This window comes from Allorhizobium sp. Av2, assembly GCF_021462805.2.
Classification (GTDB): Bacteria; Pseudomonadota; Alphaproteobacteria; order Rhizobiales; family Rhizobiaceae; genus Allorhizobium; species Allorhizobium vitis_G.
In genome coordinates, this window is the sequence record NZ_CP192696.1 from 1,675,145 (window position 1) to 1,694,082 (window position 18,938).

The 18,938-nt window shown below is 57.4% G+C and carries 21 protein-coding genes; 9 read left to right on the forward strand and 12 right to left on the reverse strand.

The window, feature by feature from the left end; translation table 11 throughout:
- Positions 1–78: 78 nt before the first annotated feature.
- Complete coding sequence (gene rpsB, locus FS819_RS08060) at positions 79–846, reverse strand: 30S ribosomal protein S2 (RefSeq protein ID WP_060717043.1); 768 nt, start codon at positions 844–846, stop codon at positions 79–81.
- A gap of 182 nt (positions 847–1,028) precedes the next feature.
- Positions 1,029–1,847, reverse strand: a complete 819-nt coding sequence (locus FS819_RS08065; protein WP_156547627.1) for a cell envelope integrity EipB family protein — start codon at positions 1,845–1,847, stop codon at positions 1,029–1,031.
- Between the two features lie 124 nt (positions 1,848–1,971).
- Here FS819_RS08065 and FS819_RS08070 point away from each other — a divergent pair, with 124 nt between their 5' ends.
- The 4 genes from FS819_RS08070 to FS819_RS08085 are packed head-to-tail and all read left to right on the forward strand — an operon-like array spanning position 1,972 to position 4,871.
- Positions 1,972–2,442: a RidA family protein gene (locus FS819_RS08070; protein ID WP_156547626.1), complete on the forward strand. Its 471-nt coding sequence runs from the start codon at positions 1,972–1,974 to the stop codon at positions 2,440–2,442.
- Entirely contained in the window at positions 2,439–3,164 is a 726-nt protein-coding gene (locus FS819_RS08075; RefSeq protein WP_234624422.1) for a glycerophosphodiester phosphodiesterase, read from the forward strand. The genes FS819_RS08070 and FS819_RS08075 overlap by 4 nt, the downstream gene beginning before the upstream one ends.
- Positions 3,165–3,181: 17 nt before the next feature.
- A complete protein-coding gene (locus FS819_RS08080; protein ID WP_156547625.1) occupies positions 3,182–4,390 on the forward strand; it encodes a GNAT family N-acetyltransferase in 1,209 nt (402 codons plus the stop codon).
- Between the two features lie 55 nt (positions 4,391–4,445).
- A complete protein-coding gene (locus FS819_RS08085; protein ID WP_070164901.1) occupies positions 4,446–4,871 on the forward strand; it encodes an HIT family protein in 426 nt (141 codons plus the stop codon).
- A 96-nt stretch (positions 4,872–4,967) separates the two neighbouring features.
- Here FS819_RS08085 and FS819_RS08090 read toward each other — a convergent pair whose 3' ends face one another.
- The 7 genes from FS819_RS08090 to cysE form a co-directional block, all read right to left on the reverse strand.
- Positions 4,968–5,300 (reverse strand): AzlD domain-containing protein, encoded by a 333-nt coding sequence (locus tag FS819_RS08090; RefSeq protein WP_156547624.1) that lies wholly within the window; start codon positions 5,298–5,300, stop codon positions 4,968–4,970.
- Entirely contained in the window at positions 5,297–6,073 is a 777-nt protein-coding gene (locus FS819_RS08095; protein WP_156547623.1) for an AzlC family ABC transporter permease, read from the reverse strand. The genes FS819_RS08090 and FS819_RS08095 overlap by 4 nt, the downstream gene beginning before the upstream one ends.
- Positions 6,074–6,201: 128 nt before the next feature.
- Positions 6,202–8,688 (reverse strand): ATP-dependent Clp protease ATP-binding subunit ClpA, encoded by a 2,487-nt coding sequence (gene clpA, locus FS819_RS08100; RefSeq protein ID WP_234624423.1) that lies wholly within the window; start codon positions 8,686–8,688, stop codon positions 6,202–6,204.
- A gap of 10 nt (positions 8,689–8,698) precedes the next feature.
- Positions 8,699–9,046, reverse strand: coding sequence for an ATP-dependent Clp protease adapter ClpS (gene clpS, locus FS819_RS08105; RefSeq protein ID WP_041698048.1), 348 nt, complete (start codon positions 9,044–9,046; stop codon positions 8,699–8,701).
- Positions 9,047–9,458: 412 nt separating this feature from the next.
- The gene (locus tag FS819_RS08110; RefSeq protein ID WP_156547621.1) at positions 9,459–9,812 is read right to left on the reverse strand and encodes a phasin family protein; all 354 of its coding nucleotides are present in this window, start codon (positions 9,810–9,812) and stop codon (positions 9,459–9,461) included.
- Between the two features lie 190 nt (positions 9,813–10,002).
- A complete protein-coding gene (locus tag FS819_RS08115) occupies positions 10,003–10,206 on the reverse strand; it encodes a DUF3126 family protein (protein ID WP_060717075.1) in 204 nt (67 codons plus the stop codon).
- Positions 10,207–10,540: 334 nt separating this feature from the next.
- Positions 10,541–11,365, reverse strand: a complete 825-nt coding sequence (gene cysE / locus FS819_RS08120; RefSeq protein ID WP_156547620.1) for a serine O-acetyltransferase — start codon at positions 11,363–11,365, stop codon at positions 10,541–10,543.
- A gap of 72 nt (positions 11,366–11,437) precedes the next feature.
- Between cysE and FS819_RS08125 the strand changes: the two genes are divergently transcribed.
- Complete coding sequence (locus FS819_RS08125; RefSeq protein WP_156547619.1) at positions 11,438–12,241, forward strand: enoyl-CoA hydratase-related protein; 804 nt, start codon at positions 11,438–11,440, stop codon at positions 12,239–12,241.
- A gap of 6 nt (positions 12,242–12,247) precedes the next feature.
- Here the strand turns inward: FS819_RS08125 and FS819_RS08130 are convergent, their stop codons facing one another.
- Positions 12,248–13,033: an alpha/beta fold hydrolase gene (locus tag FS819_RS08130; protein ID WP_156547618.1), complete on the reverse strand. Its 786-nt coding sequence runs from the start codon at positions 13,031–13,033 to the stop codon at positions 12,248–12,250.
- Between the two features lie 162 nt (positions 13,034–13,195).
- Entirely contained in the window at positions 13,196–13,447 is a 252-nt protein-coding gene (locus tag FS819_RS08135; RefSeq protein WP_156547617.1) for a hypothetical protein, read from the reverse strand.
- Here FS819_RS08135 and FS819_RS08140 point away from each other — a divergent pair.
- Together FS819_RS08140 and FS819_RS08145 are read left to right on the forward strand one after the other, a co-directional pair.
- On the forward strand, positions 13,436–13,681 hold the full coding sequence (locus FS819_RS08140) for a zinc-finger domain-containing protein (protein ID WP_015916247.1): 246 nt from the start codon (positions 13,436–13,438) through the stop codon (positions 13,679–13,681). The genes FS819_RS08135 and FS819_RS08140 overlap by 12 nt on opposite strands.
- 38 nt (positions 13,682–13,719) lie before the next feature.
- Positions 13,720–14,898: an FAD-dependent monooxygenase gene (locus FS819_RS08145; RefSeq protein WP_156547616.1), complete on the forward strand. Its 1,179-nt coding sequence runs from the start codon at positions 13,720–13,722 to the stop codon at positions 14,896–14,898.
- A 50-nt stretch (positions 14,899–14,948) separates the two neighbouring features.
- Here FS819_RS08145 and FS819_RS08150 read toward each other — a convergent pair whose 3' ends face one another.
- On the reverse strand, positions 14,949–16,139 hold the full coding sequence (locus tag FS819_RS08150) for a cystathionine beta-lyase (protein ID WP_156547615.1): 1,191 nt from the start codon (positions 16,137–16,139) through the stop codon (positions 14,949–14,951).
- Between the two features lie 439 nt (positions 16,140–16,578).
- Here FS819_RS08150 and FS819_RS08155 point away from each other — a divergent pair, with 439 nt between their 5' ends.
- Together FS819_RS08155 and FS819_RS08160 are read left to right on the forward strand one after the other, a co-directional pair.
- Positions 16,579–17,604, forward strand: a complete 1,026-nt coding sequence (locus FS819_RS08155) for an amino acid ABC transporter substrate-binding protein (RefSeq protein WP_197434050.1) — start codon at positions 16,579–16,581, stop codon at positions 17,602–17,604.
- Positions 17,605–17,737: 133 nt separating this feature from the next.
- Positions 17,738–18,934 carry an amino acid ABC transporter permease gene (locus tag FS819_RS08160; RefSeq protein WP_156547614.1) on the forward strand — a complete coding sequence of 399 codons (1,197 nt, stop codon included), beginning with the start codon at positions 17,738–17,740 and terminating at the stop codon, positions 18,932–18,934.
- Positions 18,935–18,938 lie beyond the last annotated feature (4 nt).

Below are 18,938 nucleotides of genomic sequence, written 5' to 3' on the forward strand. Positions count from 1 at the left end.
CACAGCCTGACGCTGACGGGCGGCCCATCAATCTTTTGTCAAAGGCGGGGCAAGCCCGCCTTCATGCATCCGATTGCATCAAGCCTCGGCAGAGCCTTCCAGAGCCGGCTCGATCGGAGCCTCAACCATGGCGCCGATATCACGACCAGACGAACCCTGCTGGCGAGCGATACCGTCGATGGCAGCGCGCGAGATCAGGTCGCAGTAGAGAGCGATGGCGCGCGATGCGTCGTCATTGCCCGGGATCGGGTAATCGATCAGGTCCGGATCGCAGTTCGAGTCGATGATGGCAACGACCGGAATGCCCAGGCGCTTGGCTTCATCGATAGCGATCTTTTCCTTGTTGGTGTCAACGATCACCATCAGGTCCGGGGTGCCGCCCATGTCGCGGATACCGCCGAGAGCCTTGTCAAGCTTTTCGCGTTCGCGCTCAAGGTTCAGACGTTCCTTCTTCGTGAAGCCCTGGGCTTCCGAGTTCAGGATTTCGTCGAGCTTGCGCAGGCGCTGGATCGAGTTGGAAATGGTCTTCCAGTTGGTCATCATGCCGCCGAGCCAGCGGGAGTTGACGTAATACTGGGCCGAACGCTTGGCAGCATCGGCGATCAGGTCAGAGGCCTGACGCTTGGTGCCGACGAACAGAACGCGACCGCCACGAGCAACCGTGTCAGATACGACCTGAAGGGCGCGCGACAGCATCGGTACGGTCTGAGCCAGGTCGATGATGTGAATGTTGTTACGATCGCCGAAGATATACGGCTTCATCTTCGGGTTCCAGCGATGTGTCTGGTGGCCGAAGTGAACGCCAGCTTCCAGAAGCTGACGCATGCTAAAATCAGGCAATGCCATGCCTTTTTCTCCTTTTCCGGTTGAACCCCCGTGAAGCAAACAGCGTCTTTTTCAAAACGCCACCGGGCGGAACGGACCGGATGTCTCCCGGCCTATCCCAAGCTTCACGTGTGGAATGCCGGTCGCCATAGAACGATTTGACGGACAAGGCAAGTGTAGGGCCGAGAAAAAGCCTGCAATTGCTACTTTTGCGCCTTGCAGGCCGTCGGCGGCAGCAATTCCAGCTTGGAAAGCTTGCCCGTCAGGACAACATCACCGTAATCCAGCGTCAGGTCGCGCGTCACTCCATTGTCATAGAGGTCGAAGGACTGGGTATAGACCGGCAATTGATCGCCATCCGACTTGTCGTCGTAATAAGCAATGGCGACCGGCCAATAGGTACGGCCCGACAGGGGGTCCTTGGTATCGCCCGTCAGCTTTTTCGATGTTCCCAGCACCGTCGTGGTCAAATAGCTCTTGTCGCCGTCTTCCGTGCCATCAAACACACGAGCCTCGAAGAAGCGATTACCCTTCCTGGCGCGGTCGATCATATCAAGCATATGTTGGGCCGGGAAGCGGGCCGAGGCCAGTTCCAGCTCCTTCTTCTGCGGCTCCTTTAACTCGATACGCAGGCCATCGGTTTTTGCCGCAGCCGCCCCTTTGACATCCTTGTCCAGCTTGTCGTCGGTAAAACTTTTCGATTCGAAATCGAACCGTCTGGCTGCCATGTCCTCGAAAGTCCGAACCTGCTGGTCGGTGACGCTGACCTGATCGCCGGTCTCGATTTTGGTGACGAATCGGAAGCTGGTGGAATAGCCGTCACAGGCCGAGCCGTTGAACTCATAGACCATCCGGCCGCTCATATTGTCGACACCTGACTGGTCTGTCGCCTTTTTCAGCTTGATATCATAGGTGGCGCGATGCGGCGCAAGATCGCCTACAGCCTGCGGATCGACCTTCACGGATGTCACCGCGGTGTTTGCCGTCAATGCCATAACAAGGGCCAAGGTCAACTGCGGCATCGATATTCTCCTGTTGCGGTCTGGCTTGATGCTATAAGAACTGAGTTGTCAAAAGCGAGGCGCTTACGCAACTTGCCTGAGTTTATCACCACGTTTCCGTTTTCATGCTAGCTGGGATTTGATCATGTCCGACACTATCGACAGCCGCCTTGCCGCCCTTGGCATTACCCTGCCCCAGGCCGCAGCACCTGCTGCCAATTATGTACCCTATGTCATCAGCGGCAACCTGCTTTATCTCTCCGGCCAATTGCCAATGGAAGCCGGCAAAATTGCCGTGACCGGCCTGGTCGGCAGCGATGTGGACCTGGCCTCGGCACAGCACGCCGCAGAACTGTGCGCCATCAATATTCTGGCCCAGGCAAAATCGGCACTAGACGGCGACCTTTCCCGCATTGTCCGAGTCATCAAGCTCAACGGCTTCGTGGCCTCAGGCCCCGGCTTTACCGATCAGCATCTGGTGATCAACGGCGCTTCCAACCTGATCGCCTCGGTGCTGGGTGAGGCTGGCAAACATGCGCGCGCCGCCGTGGGCATGGCCGCCCTGCCGATGAACGCCGCTGTCGAGATCGATGCCATCCTGGAGATCCGCCTGTGACGGATGCCAGCTGGATCAAAGAAACGCCGGTTGCCCATCGCGGTTTTCACGACCAGAACAAGCTGGTCTGGGAAAACACGCTGTCGGCCGCCGCCCGCGCCATAGACGCCGGTTTCGCCATCGAATGCGACCTGCAATACACCACGGACAGCGTACCGGTGGTGTTTCACGACGACGACATGCAGCGTCTGTGCAACATGACCGGCGACGTGCGCGCCCGTACCTCGGCGGAACTGAAAATGATGTCGGTCGGCGGTACAGCCGACAAGGTGCCGACGCTGCGGCAATTGCTCGATCTGGTCAAGGGCCAGGTGCCGCTGGTAATTGAGCTAAAGGGCAGGCTCGGCGATGACGAGGGCTTTGTCGAGGATGTGCTGGAGGTTCTCACCGGCTACCAGGGCAAAGTCGCGCTGATGAGCTTCGACCATCATCTTTTGAAAGAGCTGAAGGCCAATGACTGCCCCTACCCGGTCGGACTGACCGCCGAAGGCGCCAAGCCGGAAAACTTCTTTGTCCATGACGAGGCCATGCAGCTCGGTCTGGATTTCATCTCCTATTGCGTCGCCCATTTGCCCAACAGCTTCATCGAGGCGCAGCGGCAGAAAAACATTCCAGTGATCACCTGGACGGTGCGGGATGAAATCATGCGCGCCCACACCTATACTTACGCAGATCAAATGACGTTTGAAGGCTTTGACCCGCGCGACACCGTGGCATCATAATCTTGTAATGGAGTGGCATGACACAAGAGGTCATCATTCGGGTTGAGCAGTCCTTCAAGGCCATCAACCAAAGCGCATGGAACAGGCTTTCCGGTGCCGCCAAGGCATCGGGAGGCGAAGCCTATAATCCGTTCAACAGCTGGGCCTATCTTTCGGCATTGGAAGAATCGGGCTCTGCCACCGCCAAAACCGGCTGGCTTGGCCATCATTTGCTGATGGAGGATGGCGATGGGCAATTGCTCGGTGCCATGCCCTGCTATCTCAAGAGCCATAGCCGGGGTGAATATGTCTTCGACCAGGGCTGGGCCGATGCATTCGAGCGGGCGGGCGGGCAATATTATCCGAAATTGCAGGCCTCCATCCCGTTTACGCCCGCAACCGGCCCGAGGTTGATGGTTGCAGATGGCGTTGAGCCGGAAAGCGCTCGCGCCTCTCTGGCCTCCAGCTTTGCGGAAATATCCCGCAAGCTCGGCGTCTCCTCAGCTCATGCGACCTTCCTGCCGGAAAACGAGCTCGAGCATTTCGAGGATGCAGATTTCCTGCATCGGCTGGATCAGCAATTCCACTTCATCAACCAGGGCTACGCCAATCACGACGCCTTTTTGGAAACGCTAGCCTCGCGCAAACGCAAGGCCTTGAAGAAAGAGCGGCGAGCGGCGCTGGAAAACGGCATTACCATCGATTGGCTGACCGGCAGCGACCTGACCGAAGCGATCTGGGACCAGTTTTTCACCTTCTACATGGATACCGGCAGCCGAAAATGGGGCAAGCCCTACCTGACCCGGCAATTCTACTCGCTGATCGGCGAACGCATGCCTGAAGACATTCTCCTGGTGATGGCCAAACGCGATGGCCGCTATGTGGCGGGCGCCATCAACTTCATCGGCGAGGATACGCTGTTCGGTCGCCATTGGGGCTGTAGCGAGGATCACCCCTTTCTGCATTTCGAGGTCTGCTACCATCAGGCCATCGACTTTGCCTTGGCCAAGGGGCTGAAAAAGGTCGAAGCGGGGGCGCAAGGCGAGCATAAGCTGGCGCGCGGCTACCAGCCGGTTACCACCCATTCCGCCCATTACATCGCCCATCCGGGCCTGCGCCGGGCCATCGCCGACTATCTGGAACGCGAACGCGAAGAGGTGGAGCACATCGGTGCCTATCTCGGCGAACATACGCCGTTTCGCAAGGGCGAACGCCAGCCGCGCGACGGCGAGGAAATCGATGGCTGACCTTGATTGACAGGTCAGGACCAGGATAGACAAGACCCGGTAACGGAGACAGATAATGACCATTTCGGCCTATGATCCAGACAATATTTTCGCCAAGATCCTCAAGGGCGACATCCCCTCAATCAAGCTCTATGAGGATGACGACGCGCTGGCCTTCATGGATGTAATGCCACAGGCACCGGGCCATTGCCTGGTGATTCCAAAACAGGGTTCCCGCAATCTGCTGGATGCCGATCCGGCTGTGCTGGCAAAACTCATTCCAGTCGTGCAGAAACTGGCTGCTGCCGTCAAACAGGCCTTTGATGCCGACGGTGTCTACGTTGCGCAATTCAACGAGCCTGCCGCAGGCCAGACCGTGTTCCACCTGCATTTTCACGTGATTCCCCGCCATGACGGTCAGCCGTTGAAGCCGCATGTGGGTGGCATGGAAAATATCGACGTGTTGAAGGCCAATGCCGCAAAGATTATCGCAGCGCTATAGCATCGTGCAGAACACTGGAGTCAGCAGGATGCTATAGGTTTTTGTTTTTATGCATTTCCGGACGGAAAACCGCTTCACACTTTTCGTGGAAATGCTCTACAGGACAAACAGACCTGCGGCCAAAACACCCAGCGACACCAGAACGCCAACAATGATCCGCTGACCGGCAAGCAGGAACGCTGCAAAGCCGAGACCGGTGGCCGTGAGCCGCAGCCAGAGCGGCGAGTGTTCCAGTGTTCCGGTTGGAAAGACGATCAACTTGGCAGTCACGGCCATAACCAGGGCCGTGGCAACCGCCCTTACCCAATAGAGCGGCTCGGCCCCTTCCTGAAGACGGTTTCCGGCCAGCACGCCCAGCCAGCGCCAGAGATCTGTCGCCAGCCAGCCCGCGATGATTATAACCAGATAGGGCCAGAACTCCGCCATCATAGCTCCTCCGCCAGGTTTTCAACCGGCTGAATATCCGAGGGCTCATGGCTTCGGCGGCGGATTTGCCGGTCGATCAGATAGGCAAGCGTGCCGCCTCCCAGTCCTGCGATTAGGATGTCGAAACCTGGAGCTGCGAGTGCCAGCAGCGGCCCGGAGACGATGCCGATCACAAAGGCGATCTTCACCACCCGCTGCTTGCCGGTCGCCCAGATCGAGGCGACGAAATAGACCGGCGTGAGGAAAAATAGCAGACCGGCGACAAGCGGCGGCAGGCTGGAGACAAGGCCATAGCACACACCGACCAGAATGGTGTTGACCGCCACCAAAGTCAGGCCGAAGCCTGCGAAAAACGCCACTCGTCCTTCTCGCGGCACGGTCTTCAGATTGCCCATAGCATAGACCCAGGCGGTGATGGCGACGAAATGCGACAGGAACAGCAGCAGCCAGGTCGGGGTGCGTTGGCTGCGCATTTCCGGCACCAGCGAGGCAACCATCGGCATCATCCGGATTGAGGAGAGCGACACGGCCAGAAAACAGGCCAAAAGATTGGCGCCACTCGACATCATGCCGATCAGTATCATCTTGGCAGGCAAGGCCCAGACGATCACCGTCATGAACATCGCTTCATTGCGGCTGACGCCGCTTTGCAACGCGAAGGCGCTGAAACCGACAAACGATACCATGAGAATAATCGCCGGCAGGCTGAAAAGGCCGCGCATGCCCGTGAAGAACCAGCGCAACTGGCTGCGGTCGGCAAGAAGGAGAGATGACATAAAGGATTTCCAGCAAAAGTGCGAAACGGCCTACAGCGCCGAAAAAATCACCGCTCCCGTTCATGACAATGCCGGGCAAACTGCCCGGCATTGATGCTGTCAAAAATTTGACCGTTCTTTCAAAAGAATTACTTCTTTTTCGGCACCTTTGGCACCGTGGTTTTCTTGGCGACCGGCTTGGTCTCCTTCAAGGCTTCGACTTCCGGCTCAGCCTTGGCGACTTTTTTAGCCTTGGAACGCGGCTTGGCGATGACCTCGCCATCATCAGGCACCACGGCGGCAATTTCCGCTTCCTTCTTCGGCTTGACCGGCGCCACATCGGCCACGCAGTCCAGCTTCAATTGCTCCTCGCCATCCTTGGTGACAGTGCCGACCTTGACGATCCCGCCCTTCTTCAGCTTGCCAAACAGGATCTCATTGGCCAATGGCTTTTTGATATGTTCCTGAATCACGCGGCCAAGCGGCCGGGCGCCCATTTTCTCGTCATAGCCACGCGTTGCCAACCAGGCGACAGCCGGTTCCGACAGGTCGAATGTGATGCCCCGTTCCGAAAGTTGAGCTTCCAGCTGCATGACAAACTTCTGCACGACCTTGTGGATGACCTCGCTTGGCAGCGGGGCGAACGGAATGATCGCATCCAGACGATTGCGGAATTCCGGGGTGAACAGACGATTGATCGCCTCTTCATCCTCACCACTACGCTTGGAAGAGCCAAAGCCGATAGCCGACTTGGCCATTTCCGATGCGCCCGCATTGGTGGTCATGATCAGGATTACATTGCGGAAATCGATCTTCTTGCCATTATGGTCGGTCAGCGAACCGTGGTCCATAACCTGCAACAGGATGTTGTAGATATCCGGATGAGCCTTTTCGATTTCGTCCAGCAGCACGACGCAATGCGGATGCTGATCGACACCATCGGTCAGCAGGCCACCCTGATCGAAGCCGACATAGCCGGGAGGGGCACCCAGCAGACGCGACACCGTATGGCGCTCCATATATTCAGACATATCAAAGCGCAGCATTTCCACGCCAAGCGACGCGGCCAATTGCTTGGCAACCTCGGTCTTGCCGACGCCTGTCGGGCCGGAGAAGACGTAGGAGCCAATCGGCTTATTGGGTTCACGCAGCCCTGCCCGCGCCAGCTTGATCGCCGTCGACAGCGCATCGATAGCATCATCCTGACCGTAAACGACCGAGCGCAGTTCCTTGTCCAGATTGGCAAGAACCAACTCATCGTCCTTGGACACGGTCTTGGCCGGAATCCGCGCCATCGTGGCGATGGTGACTTCGATTTCCTTCTCGGTGATCAGCTTGCGACGACGCGAGGCGGGCAGCAGCATTTGCGCGGCACCCGTCTCATCGATCACGTCGATCGCCTTGTCCGGCAGCTTGCGGTCGCTGATATAGCGGGCCGAAAGCTCGACAGCCGTCTTGATCGCCTCGTTGGTGTAACGCAGCTTGTGATATTCCTCGAAATAGGGCTTCAGACCCTTCATGATCTCGATGGCATCGTCGATAGACGGCTCATTGACATCGATCTTCTGGAACCGGCGCACCAGCGCCCGGTCCTTTTCGAAGAACTGCCGATATTCCTTATAGGTGGTCGAACCGATGCAACGGATGGCGCCAGACGACAAGGCGGGCTTCAACAGGTTGGAGGCATCCATAGCCCCGCCGGAAGTGGCCCCTGCGCCAATCACCGTATGAATTTCATCGATGAACAGCACGGCGCCCGGATAGTCTTCGAGCTCCTTGACCACTTGTTTCAAGCGTTCTTCGAAATCGCCGCGATAGCGCGTACCGGCCAGAAGCGTCCCCATGTCGAGCGAGAAGATCGTCGCATCGGCCAGCGCCTCAGGCACCTTGCCCTCGACGATCCGCTTGGCCAGCCCTTCGGCAATCGCCGTCTTGCCCACACCTGGATCGCCAACGTAAAGCGGATTGTTTTTTGAGCGGCGGCACAGGACCTGAATGGTGCGGTTGACCTCGTCGTGACGGCCGATCAGCGGATCGATCCGGCCGGTCTTGGCCTTTTCATTCAGGTTGACGCAATAGGCCTTGAGGGCTTCCGGCTGCTTCTTGGCCGGACCTTCCTCCTGCTCACGTGGCGGCTTCTGGCTGGCTTCGCTCTCTTCCTCGACACCGCGTGGCGGGCGAGGCTGGGAGGTGCCGGGACGCTTGCCGATACCATGGGATATGTAGTTGACCGCGTCATAGCGGGTCATTTCCTGTTCTTGCAGGAAGTAAGCCGCATGGCTTTCACGCTCGGCAAAGATCGCCACCAGAACATTGGCGCCGGTCACTTCTTCCCGACCGGACGACTGGACGTGGATGACAGCCCGCTGGATGACCCGCTGGAAGCCGGAGGTCGGTTTGGAATCCTCATCATAGCCGGTCACCAGATTGGCCAGTTCATTATCGACATAATCGCTCACGGTCTTGCGCAGCGTATCGAGGTTCACATTGCAGGCGCCCATCACGGCGGCGGCATCGGCATCATCGATCAGTGCCATCAGCAAATGTTCAAGCGTCGCATATTCGTGGTGGCGCTCATTGGCAAAAGTCAGTGCCTGATGCAGCGCCTTTTCCAGGCTCGGAGAAAATGTTGGCACGGTCAGATCCTCATTTCTTTTCCATGACGCATTGCAGCGGATGCTCGTGCTGCCGCGCGAAGTCCATAACTTGGCTTACCTTGGTTTCGGCGACCTCATAGGTGAAGACGCCGCATTCCCCTACCCCGTGGTTGTGTACGTGCAGCATGACGAGGGTTGCCGCTTCCCTGTCTTTTTGGAAGAACCGCTCCAGAATATGGATGACGAACTCCATCGGCGTATAGTCATCATTTAGCAGCAGAACGCGATATAAATTGGGCTTCTTGGTTTTCGGCTTCGTGCGCGTGATAACCGACGTGCCCCTGTTTGGTCCGTCGTTGTTACCCTGCGCTTGCATGACGATCGGTTGCGCGATCATTTCCATCCATTCTCCCGAGTTCCGGCCGCTTCATCGCAAAAGGCGAATCCCGCCAGACCTCACAGATTCATTAAGGTAGTCCATTTCTCATCGATTTTAAGCCCATAGATACGCACTGCAAAGAGAATTGCGTGTCCGACCTCAAAAAGGCACCCCGGACAAGTCCCGATACCGACGCAACAGGCCTAAAGATAAGTGCCTTACCCGCGTTTTCCAGACCAGCAATCGCAGCGCGTTCACTTCCAGCTGAGATTACCACCAGATAATCATATTGTCTCCCCAGCAATGCCCCAGGCTGACCACAAGACTGAGTATGGACATAAGCTGCCAAACCGGGGCTGGCATGGGAAGTACCAACGAAAAACGGCCATCCCACAGGACGGCCGTTTGCAGCGACATCAATAAAAAATGATCAGGCAGCCGTCGCGGCGGACGCTGCTTTCGAAGCCTTGGCAATCGGAGCCTCATAAGGCTTATATGCCGTCTTGGCCAGATCGGCATACATTTCGGTGATCTTGGTGGCTTCTGACACGAACGTTTCGTAGGAGCTCTTAGCATATTTCGTCTGCAACTCGAAAACAGTTTCGATGCTGCGGGCAGCGGTCAGTTGCTCCATGAAACCGGCCAGATCCTGGAAGGACTTTTTCGAGTAATCCTGAGCTTCAGCAGCGATCGACTGCATGCCCTTGGCAACCTCGGAATAATTCTTCACCATCGTATCGACGGCTTCTTTGCTCTTTTTGTTCACGTCTTCGAAATTCAACATAACAGCACTCCTTTTTCCTCTGCTGTCCCAAACCATAGGACAGATTGCTAAAATTGGTCAAGTCAATTTGTGCAGTGCGTCATCGCCAAAAAGTTGCATTTTATCAATAACAAAAAAAAGCGACCCCATACGGGGCCGCCCTTCATTATCAAATATCAATAAATGCATCCCTTATGAATGCAACCTGTGATCAAAGATCGACATCCAGAATGGCCATCGAGAAATTGTAGGACAGATCACCGTCCTCGTCATCCTTGAAGACAACGCCGAGAAACTCATCACCAACATAAACTTCTGCCGAGTCATCCTTGCGCGGACGCGCCTTTACAGCCATCGTCGGGTTGAAAGTCCGCTTGAAATAAGCGTCAAGCTTCTTGATTTCGTCTGCTTTCACAAAAATCTCCATGGATTGTCTGCGCAGCACGAACCTTCGATCCGGCCATGTTGCCGCAGCGCTCTCAAAATTCCAGCATGGCCGTGACTGACAAACCGCACGAACCATGCTTCGGCGGCCTGCTTGTCGCATGGGCCAAACAGCTGTGTAAAGCCGCGAATATCGATCCGCCCCTGCTTTTAAGGGATAATTGCTGGAAGCGGAATCGGTTCACTAAAAAATCATCAGACAGGTTCATCCATGACCACCAACCGAAGCGGCCACGGAGGCCATAAGGTTCGCGCGCCAAATACGGCATGTCGAAATCAACGTAACGGCGTGGGCACCCGTTCCGTCAGCCGTCCTCGGACACCACCTGGTTCATCGAGCGGGCCGGTTCGGCACAGCCTGCTTCGCCCACCACCTTGGCGGGTACGCCTGCAACCGTCTTGCCAGCCGGTACAGGCTTCAGCACAACAGAACCGGCGGCCACCCGCGAGCAGCAGCCGATCTCGATATTGCCCAGCACTTTCGCGCCCGCGCCGATCAGGACACCATTGCCAATCTTGGGATGGCGATCTGCCCCTTCCTTGCCGGTGCCGCCCAGCGTCACCCCATGCAAGATAGAAACATTATCGCCGATCCGTGCTGTCTCGCCGACCACCAGGCCTGTGGCGTGATCCAGAAATATTCCCTTGCCGATGTGAGCAGCCGGATTGATATCCGTCTGAAACACGCTGGAGGACCGGCTTTGCAGATAGAGCGCAAAATCGCGCCTGCCTTTGTTCCAAAGCCAGTTGGCCAGCCGATGGGTCTGGATCGCGTGAAATCCTTTGAAATACAGCACAGGCTCGATAAAGCGCAGGCAGGCCGGGTCGCGGTCGTAATAGGCCTGAATATCGACGCGCAGCACAGTGCCCCATTCCGGCCAATCGGTCAGCATTTCCTCGAAAGTCTGGCGCAAAAGACTGGATTGCAGGTCGGCATGGTCGAGCCGTTCACAGATGCGGTAGATCACGCAGCCTTCCAGCGAACGGTGGTTCAGCACGGTGGAATAGAGGAAGGCCGCCAGGAGCGGATCATGCTCGGCGGCACTGCGGGCCTCCTGGCGCATGCTGTCCCAGATCGGGTCCATGGGCTTGATCATCTCGCGCACAGCAAGATCGTGCATGACAGCCATTGCAATCTCCTCATTGACGTTCACCGTCCATTATATAGATGATCTATCGATCAGACCAGATGGGGGCATGAGATGAAAAAAGCGCGGACCTTTGCGGATAACGGCATAAGGGTGGCCGGACAAAATGGCATTGGCGCGCTGATTATCGACAATCCAACTCGCAAGAATGCGATCACCCAGGCCATGTGGCGCGCCATTCCCCCGGCACTGGACTGGCTGATTGCCGAGGCCGGGGTTCATTGCATCGTCATGACAGGCGGCGGCCAGACGGATTTCAGCGCCGGCGCCGACATTTCCGAATTTGACACCGTGCGCAACGATAGCCGGCAGGCGCGGATCTACGAGGCTGACAATAGTGCGGCTTTCGCGGCCATTCGTGAGGCTCGGGTGCCTGTCATCGCCTCACTTCGCGGGGTTTGCTATGGTGGGGCCTTCGGGCTTGCCGCCGCCGCCGATATCAGGATCGCCGACGACACCGCAATCTTCGCCATACCCGCCGCCCGACTTGGCCTCGCCTATCCAGCAGATGCCGTTGCCGACCTCAGCCGGACGCTGGGCAGCCAGATCGCCCGGCGGGCGCTGTTTACCGGTCAGGCATTTCCCGCCGCTTCTCTATTGAGCTGCGGCTTTTTGGGCGATCTCGTCGCCCCTCAAGCTCTTGACGGTGCAGCCTTTTCTTTGGCAGAAACCATCGCCGCCAATGCGCCACTGTCTATCCACGCTGCCAAGCTGGCGCTGCGGGCAACGGAAAGCCAGGACGACAGCCTGCTGAGTGAGGCCGCAGTTCTTGGCTCCACGACGTTCGAAAGTGCCGACTACCGCGAAGGCCGCACTGCATTTCGCGAAAAACGCCAACCGATCTTTACCGGAGAATAAAAACGTCTAGCGGCCATCCAGCTCGGCGTAGAATTCCAGAACGGCCTGTTTAAACACCCTGTCGCCAACCGCCAGCATATGGTCGCGCTTGGGAATATCGATGGCGCGGGCATTGGGCATCAACGCCGCCAGTTCATGGGGTGATCCGGCAATATCATCCACAGTCCCGACACCGATCAGGACAGGCATGGTGATTGTAGCAAGCTCGGCTGCGGACACCAGATCGCGCGACGTAGAGATACAAGCGGCCAGCGCCAGCCGGTCGCTGCGTGTCTGCTCGGCAAAGGCGCGAAACATCCGTCCGCGCTCATGGGTCACATCATCAAGCGAAGGAGCCAGCAGCGCATCGGCAATCGGGTCCCAGTCGCCGACCCCGGTGGATATGCCAATGCCAAGCCCGCCAAACACCAGCGAGCGGACCCGCTGCGGAAAATCCAGCGCCATGAAAGCCGAAATCCGCGCGCCCATGGAATATCCCATCACATGCGCTTCAGCCACACCAAGATGATCGAGCAGCGCTGCGGCATCCGCTGCCATGTTTTCAGGATGATAGACTTCCGCTTCATGCGGCTTGTCGCTCTGGCCATGGCCGCGATTGTCGAGTGCGATCACCCGGTAGCCGGCATCGCCCAGCGTCTTCAGCCAGCCAGGATGCACCCAATTGACCAGGGCGCTGGAGGCAAACCCATGGATCAGCAAAACTGCCGGGCCAGACGGATCGCCCTCATCGAAATAGGCGATCTCCAGACCGTCATGACGAAAGCGGGAAAAAGCGGGAGCGTTCAAATTCATCACAATCGGTCCAGTTGATAGTCGATCAAGGCAGCATGACCCGGCCCGCCGCCCCACAACATGCCATCCCCAATCTGCCAACAAGGACAGGAAGACGCCAGACATCCGCAAGGGTTGCGATACGCAGTAGCCCTGCTGCATAAGTCGTAACCCCTGTAGGGTTCAAGAGTTTATCTGCCCATACCCCTGCAAAGGCACAGCAATTCTGTAAAAACAATCGGCAGCGCCCTGCATTGGCTCTACCCATTTCAAAAAAAGGCGGCTAATGTCCGGCGTAACCCAATCGCGGTGCATGGCGGCGGCAGAGATGCGGATCACCCGCCATAAACGTTTCATCTTCAGTTGAGTTTCCCGGCCTTGCAGGCCTTGGAAACTGGGCAACAAGGCATTCGGAGCATAGACATGGCCGGTCATTCCATTCCCCATTTCCAGAACGACGGCGGACATCGGCTTGTCGAAATCGGCGTCAAGGAATTCATGTGCACCGGTGCGTCCGTTCCTTTTGATCACCCGCATATCTTCATCGACCTTGGCCATGACACCGAGAAGGTCTGCCCCTACTGCTCAACGCTCTATCGCTATAACAGCAGCCTGAAGGCAACCGAAACCAACCCGGCCGGCTGCGTCTTTCACGTCAAGGCAGCCTGAGCGGCTCTCAGCGACGCGCCAGCGATCGGATTATCACCATGTCCACGAAAACCGTGGCAATTGTCGGCGGCGGCATAGCCGGTCTTGTCGCGTCCTTGTGCTTTGCCCGCGTGGGTATCGCGACCCGGATTTTTGAGAAAAGCCCACAATTGCTTGAGGTCGGCGCCGGCCTGCAACTGACGCCAAACGTCACCTGGATTCTCGACGAACTCGGTGTTCTCGAAAACCTGCGCGCGCGCTGGCATGAGCCGGATGTGGTGGCGCTCGCCTCCGGCATCAGCTTGAAACGCCTTTGCGACGTGCCGGTTGGCGCCCACGCGAAATCCCGTTGGCAGGCGCCCTACGGCGTGTTGCATCGCGCAACGCTGCAACAGGCTCTTCTTGAGGCCGTGGCGCGCAATCCGCTTTGCTCCCTGATATTGGACCAGAGGGTCGAAAGCCCCGATGCGCAAATCCTGCGCGATCCGCAAACCGGCGAGCGTCCCGACCTGCTGATCGCTGCCGATGGCGTCTGGTCGCGGCTGCGCAATTTCGTGGCTGGCGGCCCGGACGTGTCCTTCAGCGGCAGCATTGCCTGGCGCGTTACCCTTCCCCAGGCCGAAGCCCCCGCCTTTCTCGACCGACAGTCCGTAACGGCCTTTCTGGGGCCGAATGCCCATATGGTCACCTATCCCTTGCGCGATACCGACAGTATCAACATCGTGGCCATCGGCGCGGGCGTCGATCCCGGCGAAGGATGGGCAGCTCAAACGCAGGATAGCCAGGCTCTGCTGCTGGAGCGGGCCTTCAAAGGCTGGAATAGCGACATCTGCACCATGTTGGCGAATGCCAATACCAACATGACCTTCTGGCCGCTGTTTCAGGCTGGAAATGGCCGTTGGCACAATGACAGGGATCTGGTGCTGATCGGCGATGCAGCCCATGCCATGCTCCCCTTCTCGGCTCAGGGCGCGGCGATGGCCATCGAAGACGCTTTCGAACTGGCCGATCTCGTCTCCAGTCGACCCACCCCCCAGGCGCTCACGGCTTATGAGACCAGTCGGCAAAAACGGGTCAGCGCCGTGCGCAAACGAGGGGCAATCAACAAATTCGCCTATCACGCCAAGGGGCCGCTGCAAATCGGGCGCGACGTCCTATTGTCCTTGCGCCCTTCCGATAGCTTTGCCCGCGATCTCGACTGGCTCTATGGCTACCGGCCTGTCTTGACAGACCTTTAGCCGTAAATTGTCCGATGCCTTCAACCCGAAATTGCTTTCGGATCAGACAGTTAAACAGTAGCTGCCGCAGCAAAACCACGCTCCAGATCCACCTGGAGATCGGCAATATCTTCAAGTCCGATCTGAAGACGAATCAATGGCCCGCCTGCGGGCGGCTTGGCGATGACGCGGTCGCCGACATTGGCCAATACCGCCAGGCTTTCGTACCCGCCCCAGGACCATCCAAGACCGAAAATCTGCAAGGCATCGAGAAAGGCATGCGCCTTACACTTGAACTGCGCCGGATCGCTTTCCGCCAGTACAAAGGAAAAGATCCCCGAAGCGCCTTTAAAGTCGCGCTTCCAGATGTCATGACCGGGAAAACTGGGCAGGGCCGGATGCAAGACCCGCGCAACATCGTCCCTCGCCTCCAGCCATTCGGCCACGGCACGAGCACTGCGATCGTGATGAGCAAGCCTGACCGCCATGGTTCTGAGACCACGCAGAACCATATAGCTATCTTCTGTCGAACCGCAGAGGCCCATGGCGCCATTGGCAGCCTTAAGGCGCGGCCAGCACGCGGCATTGGCCGAAACCGTCCCCATCAGGATGTCGGAATGGCCAGCCGGATATTTGGTTGATGCCTGCATGGAAATATCGACACCGAAATCCAGTGGCCGGAAATAGAGCGGTGTTGCCCAGGTATTGTCCATGCTGACCACGGCGCCATGACTATGAGCGATGTCAGTCAGAAGGCGAATATCCTGCATTTCAAATGTATTGCTGCCAGGAGCCTCGGCATGAACCAGCTTTGTATTGGCGCGCATCAGCGATGCGATGCCTGCACCGATGGCAGGATCGTAATATTCGACCTCGACACCCATCCGCTTCAACATTGTATCGCAGAAATGCCGTGCCGGGTCATAGACCGAATCAACGACCAGCGCATGATCGCCAGGCGACAGGAAAGCCAGGAAAGGAACGGTAATTGCAGCCAGGCCGGAGGGCAGTATAATCGTGCCAGCCGAGCCTTCCAGAACGTCAATCGCATCGCAAAGCGCGTCCGTTGTCGGGGTGCCGCGGGTACCATAGGTATATTTCTGCGTCCGTGTTTCCATGCTTTCGGCAGTCGGAAACAGCACCGTCGATGCCTTGACGATCGGCGGATTGACAAAGCCATGGTAGCTCGAGGGATCATGGCCGATATGGCACAATTTCGTATTCGTGCCAGCGCTCGTCAACCAGTTTTTTTTGTCGGACATCCGCTATAACTGCCTTTTTTCATGTGCTGGTCGCCTGCCCGTCAGGGGCAACATGCCAAGACTACGACTATCGAAGACAGCAGCGCAATCCACCTCGTTTTCGGTTCATCGCCGCCGCGTCTCCACTTCTTTTTTTGAACAGGCCAGCCAAGCATGGTCAAGCCTTGCCGCGTCACCGGGACAATGAAATTCAAAGGCGCCATTTAGACTAAATTTTCATCACCAACTGCGGCTTTCCTGTGTTGTCGGCCTATTTTATGAGCAAAAAAATCGAATTGCCACTTTTCGACGCAATTTCCACCCATCAACACTTGACCATGAACCCATTTATGAATGTGATGGGCTTGCTAGGGTCACAACCCGGGCACCGGTGCATGGAGAGGGGCAAGAGCCGTGTCAGGCACCGGAGGGAAGACAAACAGAAAAAAGGTTGGGAAACATGAAAAAGACGCTCCTGTCAGTTGCGCTTGGCGCTGCGGCATTTGGTTTTGGCGCATCGGCAGCCTCGGCCGACACGCTGAGCGATGTTAAGGCAAAAGGCTTTGTTCAATGCGGCGTCAGCCAGGGCATTCCGGGATTTTCCGCTCCGAATGACAAGGGCGACTGGTCGGGTCTGGATGTCGATTACTGCCGCGGCATTGCTGCCGCCGTCTTCGGCGACGCATCCAAGACCAAGTTTACGCCCGTATCCGCCAAGGATCGCTTCCCTGCGTTGCAGTCCGGCGAAATCGACGTTCTGACCCGTAACACGACCTGGACAATCAGCCGCGACACCTCGCTCGGCTTCAACTTCCGCACCGTCAACTACTATGACGGCCAGGGCTTCATGGCGAAAAAGAGCCTCAACGTGAAGTCGGCTCTGGAACTGTCCGGCGCGGCCGTTTGCGTTCAGACCGGCACCACGACCGAATTGAACCTTGCCGACTATTTCAAGGCCAATGGCCTGAAATACAACCCGGTCGTATTCGAAAAGGAAGACGACGCAACTGCGGCCTACGACGCAGGTCGTTGTGACGTCTACACCACCGACCAGTCCGGCCTCTATGCCATCCGCCTGAAGCTCAAGAACCCCGATGACAACATGGTTCTGCCGGAAGTCATTTCCAAGGAGCCGCTCGGACCGGCTGTGCGTCAGGGCGACGACAAGTGGTTCGACGTGGTCAGCTGGGTTCACTATGCCATGGTGAACGCTGAAGAAGCCGGCGTGACCTCCAAGAACATCGACGAAATGAAGGCCAATGGCGGTCCGGACGTCAAGCGCATGCTCGGCGCTGAATCCGGCAGCAAGCTGGGCACCGATCTCGGCCTCAAGGAAGACTGGGCTTACAATGTCGTCAAACTCGTTGGCAATTACGGCGAGGTCTTCGACCGGAATGTCGGCGCTGGCAGCCCGCTGAAGATTGCCCGTGGCGTCAACGCTCTGTGGTCGAAGGGTGGTCTGCAATACGGCCCGCCGATCCGCTGATCCGCAACCGGGTCCGATAACCAACCCAAACCAAGCCTTTCTGGGGAGGCGGTGTCCGCACCGCCTCCCCATTGCAAAAGGGCAAGGACATGCGCACCCAAAACCAAGGGTGAAAAAGGGGGAAAAAGCCTCAATGGCAATACAGGATTCGAGCTCCTCTAAAACCGGATCGGTCAGCGCGGCATCGCTCATCTACGACCCGAAGGTCCGTGGCATATTTTATCAGGTGGTTACCTTAGTAATTTTGGTCGCCTTCATCTGGATGGTCGCCAATAATACCATTCACAATCTGCAAAAAGCCAATATCACCTCCGGCTTCGGCTTCCTGCAAGGCCGCGCTGGCTTCGACATCGGCCAGCAGTTGATCAGCTACAGCAGCGATTCGACCTATGGGCGGGCGCTTGTCGTCGGCCTGCTCAATACGCTGCAAGTCGCGGTCGCCGGCATCATCACCGCCTCGATCATCGGCTTTGCCGTCGGCCTCGGTCGGCTGTCGCACAACTGGTTGATCGCCAAGCTGTGCCAGGTCTATGTCGAAATTTTCCGCAATATTCCACCGCTGCTGGTCATCTTCTTCTGGTACCGTGGCGTCATCGCCATTCTGCCGCAGGCGCGCGACTCCATCGCGCTGCCTTTCGATATCTATCTGAACAATCGCGGCGTCACTTTTCCGAAGGCGATTTTCGGCGACGAGGCCTGGCTGCTATTGCCAGCCATCGCGATAGGCATCGTTCTTTCCATTCTCGTCAGGAAATGGGCCCGCAAGCGCCAGATGGCGACAGGCCAACAATTTCCAATCCTCTGGTCGTCGCTGGGGTTGATCGTCGGCCTTCCAGTCCTGGTGTTTATGGCGATCGGCATGCCGCTCACCTTCGATCTTCCAATTGTCGGTCGATTCAACATGCAGGGCGGTTCGGTCGTCGGACCCGAGTTCACCTCGCTGTTTCTGGCGCTGTCCTTCTACACCGCCGCTTTCATAGCGGAAATCGTTCGCGGTGGCATCAAGGCTGTATCCAAGGGGCAGACAGAAGCGGCCAGCGCGCTCGGCCTCAAGCATAGCCACACCTCGCGGCTCATTGTCGTGCCGCAGGCGATGCGGATTATCATTCCGCCGCTGACAAGCCAGTATCTCAACCTTGCGAAAAACTCCTCCTTGGCTGTTGCCATCGGCTTTGCCGATATCGTCGCTGTCGGTGGTACGATTCTCAATCAGACCGGACAGGCCGTCGAAATCGTTGCCGTCTGGCTGGCCGTCTACCTGACGATCAGCATCAGCACTGCAGTCTTCATGAACTGGTTTAATGCCAAGATGGCGCTGGTCGAGAGGTAATATC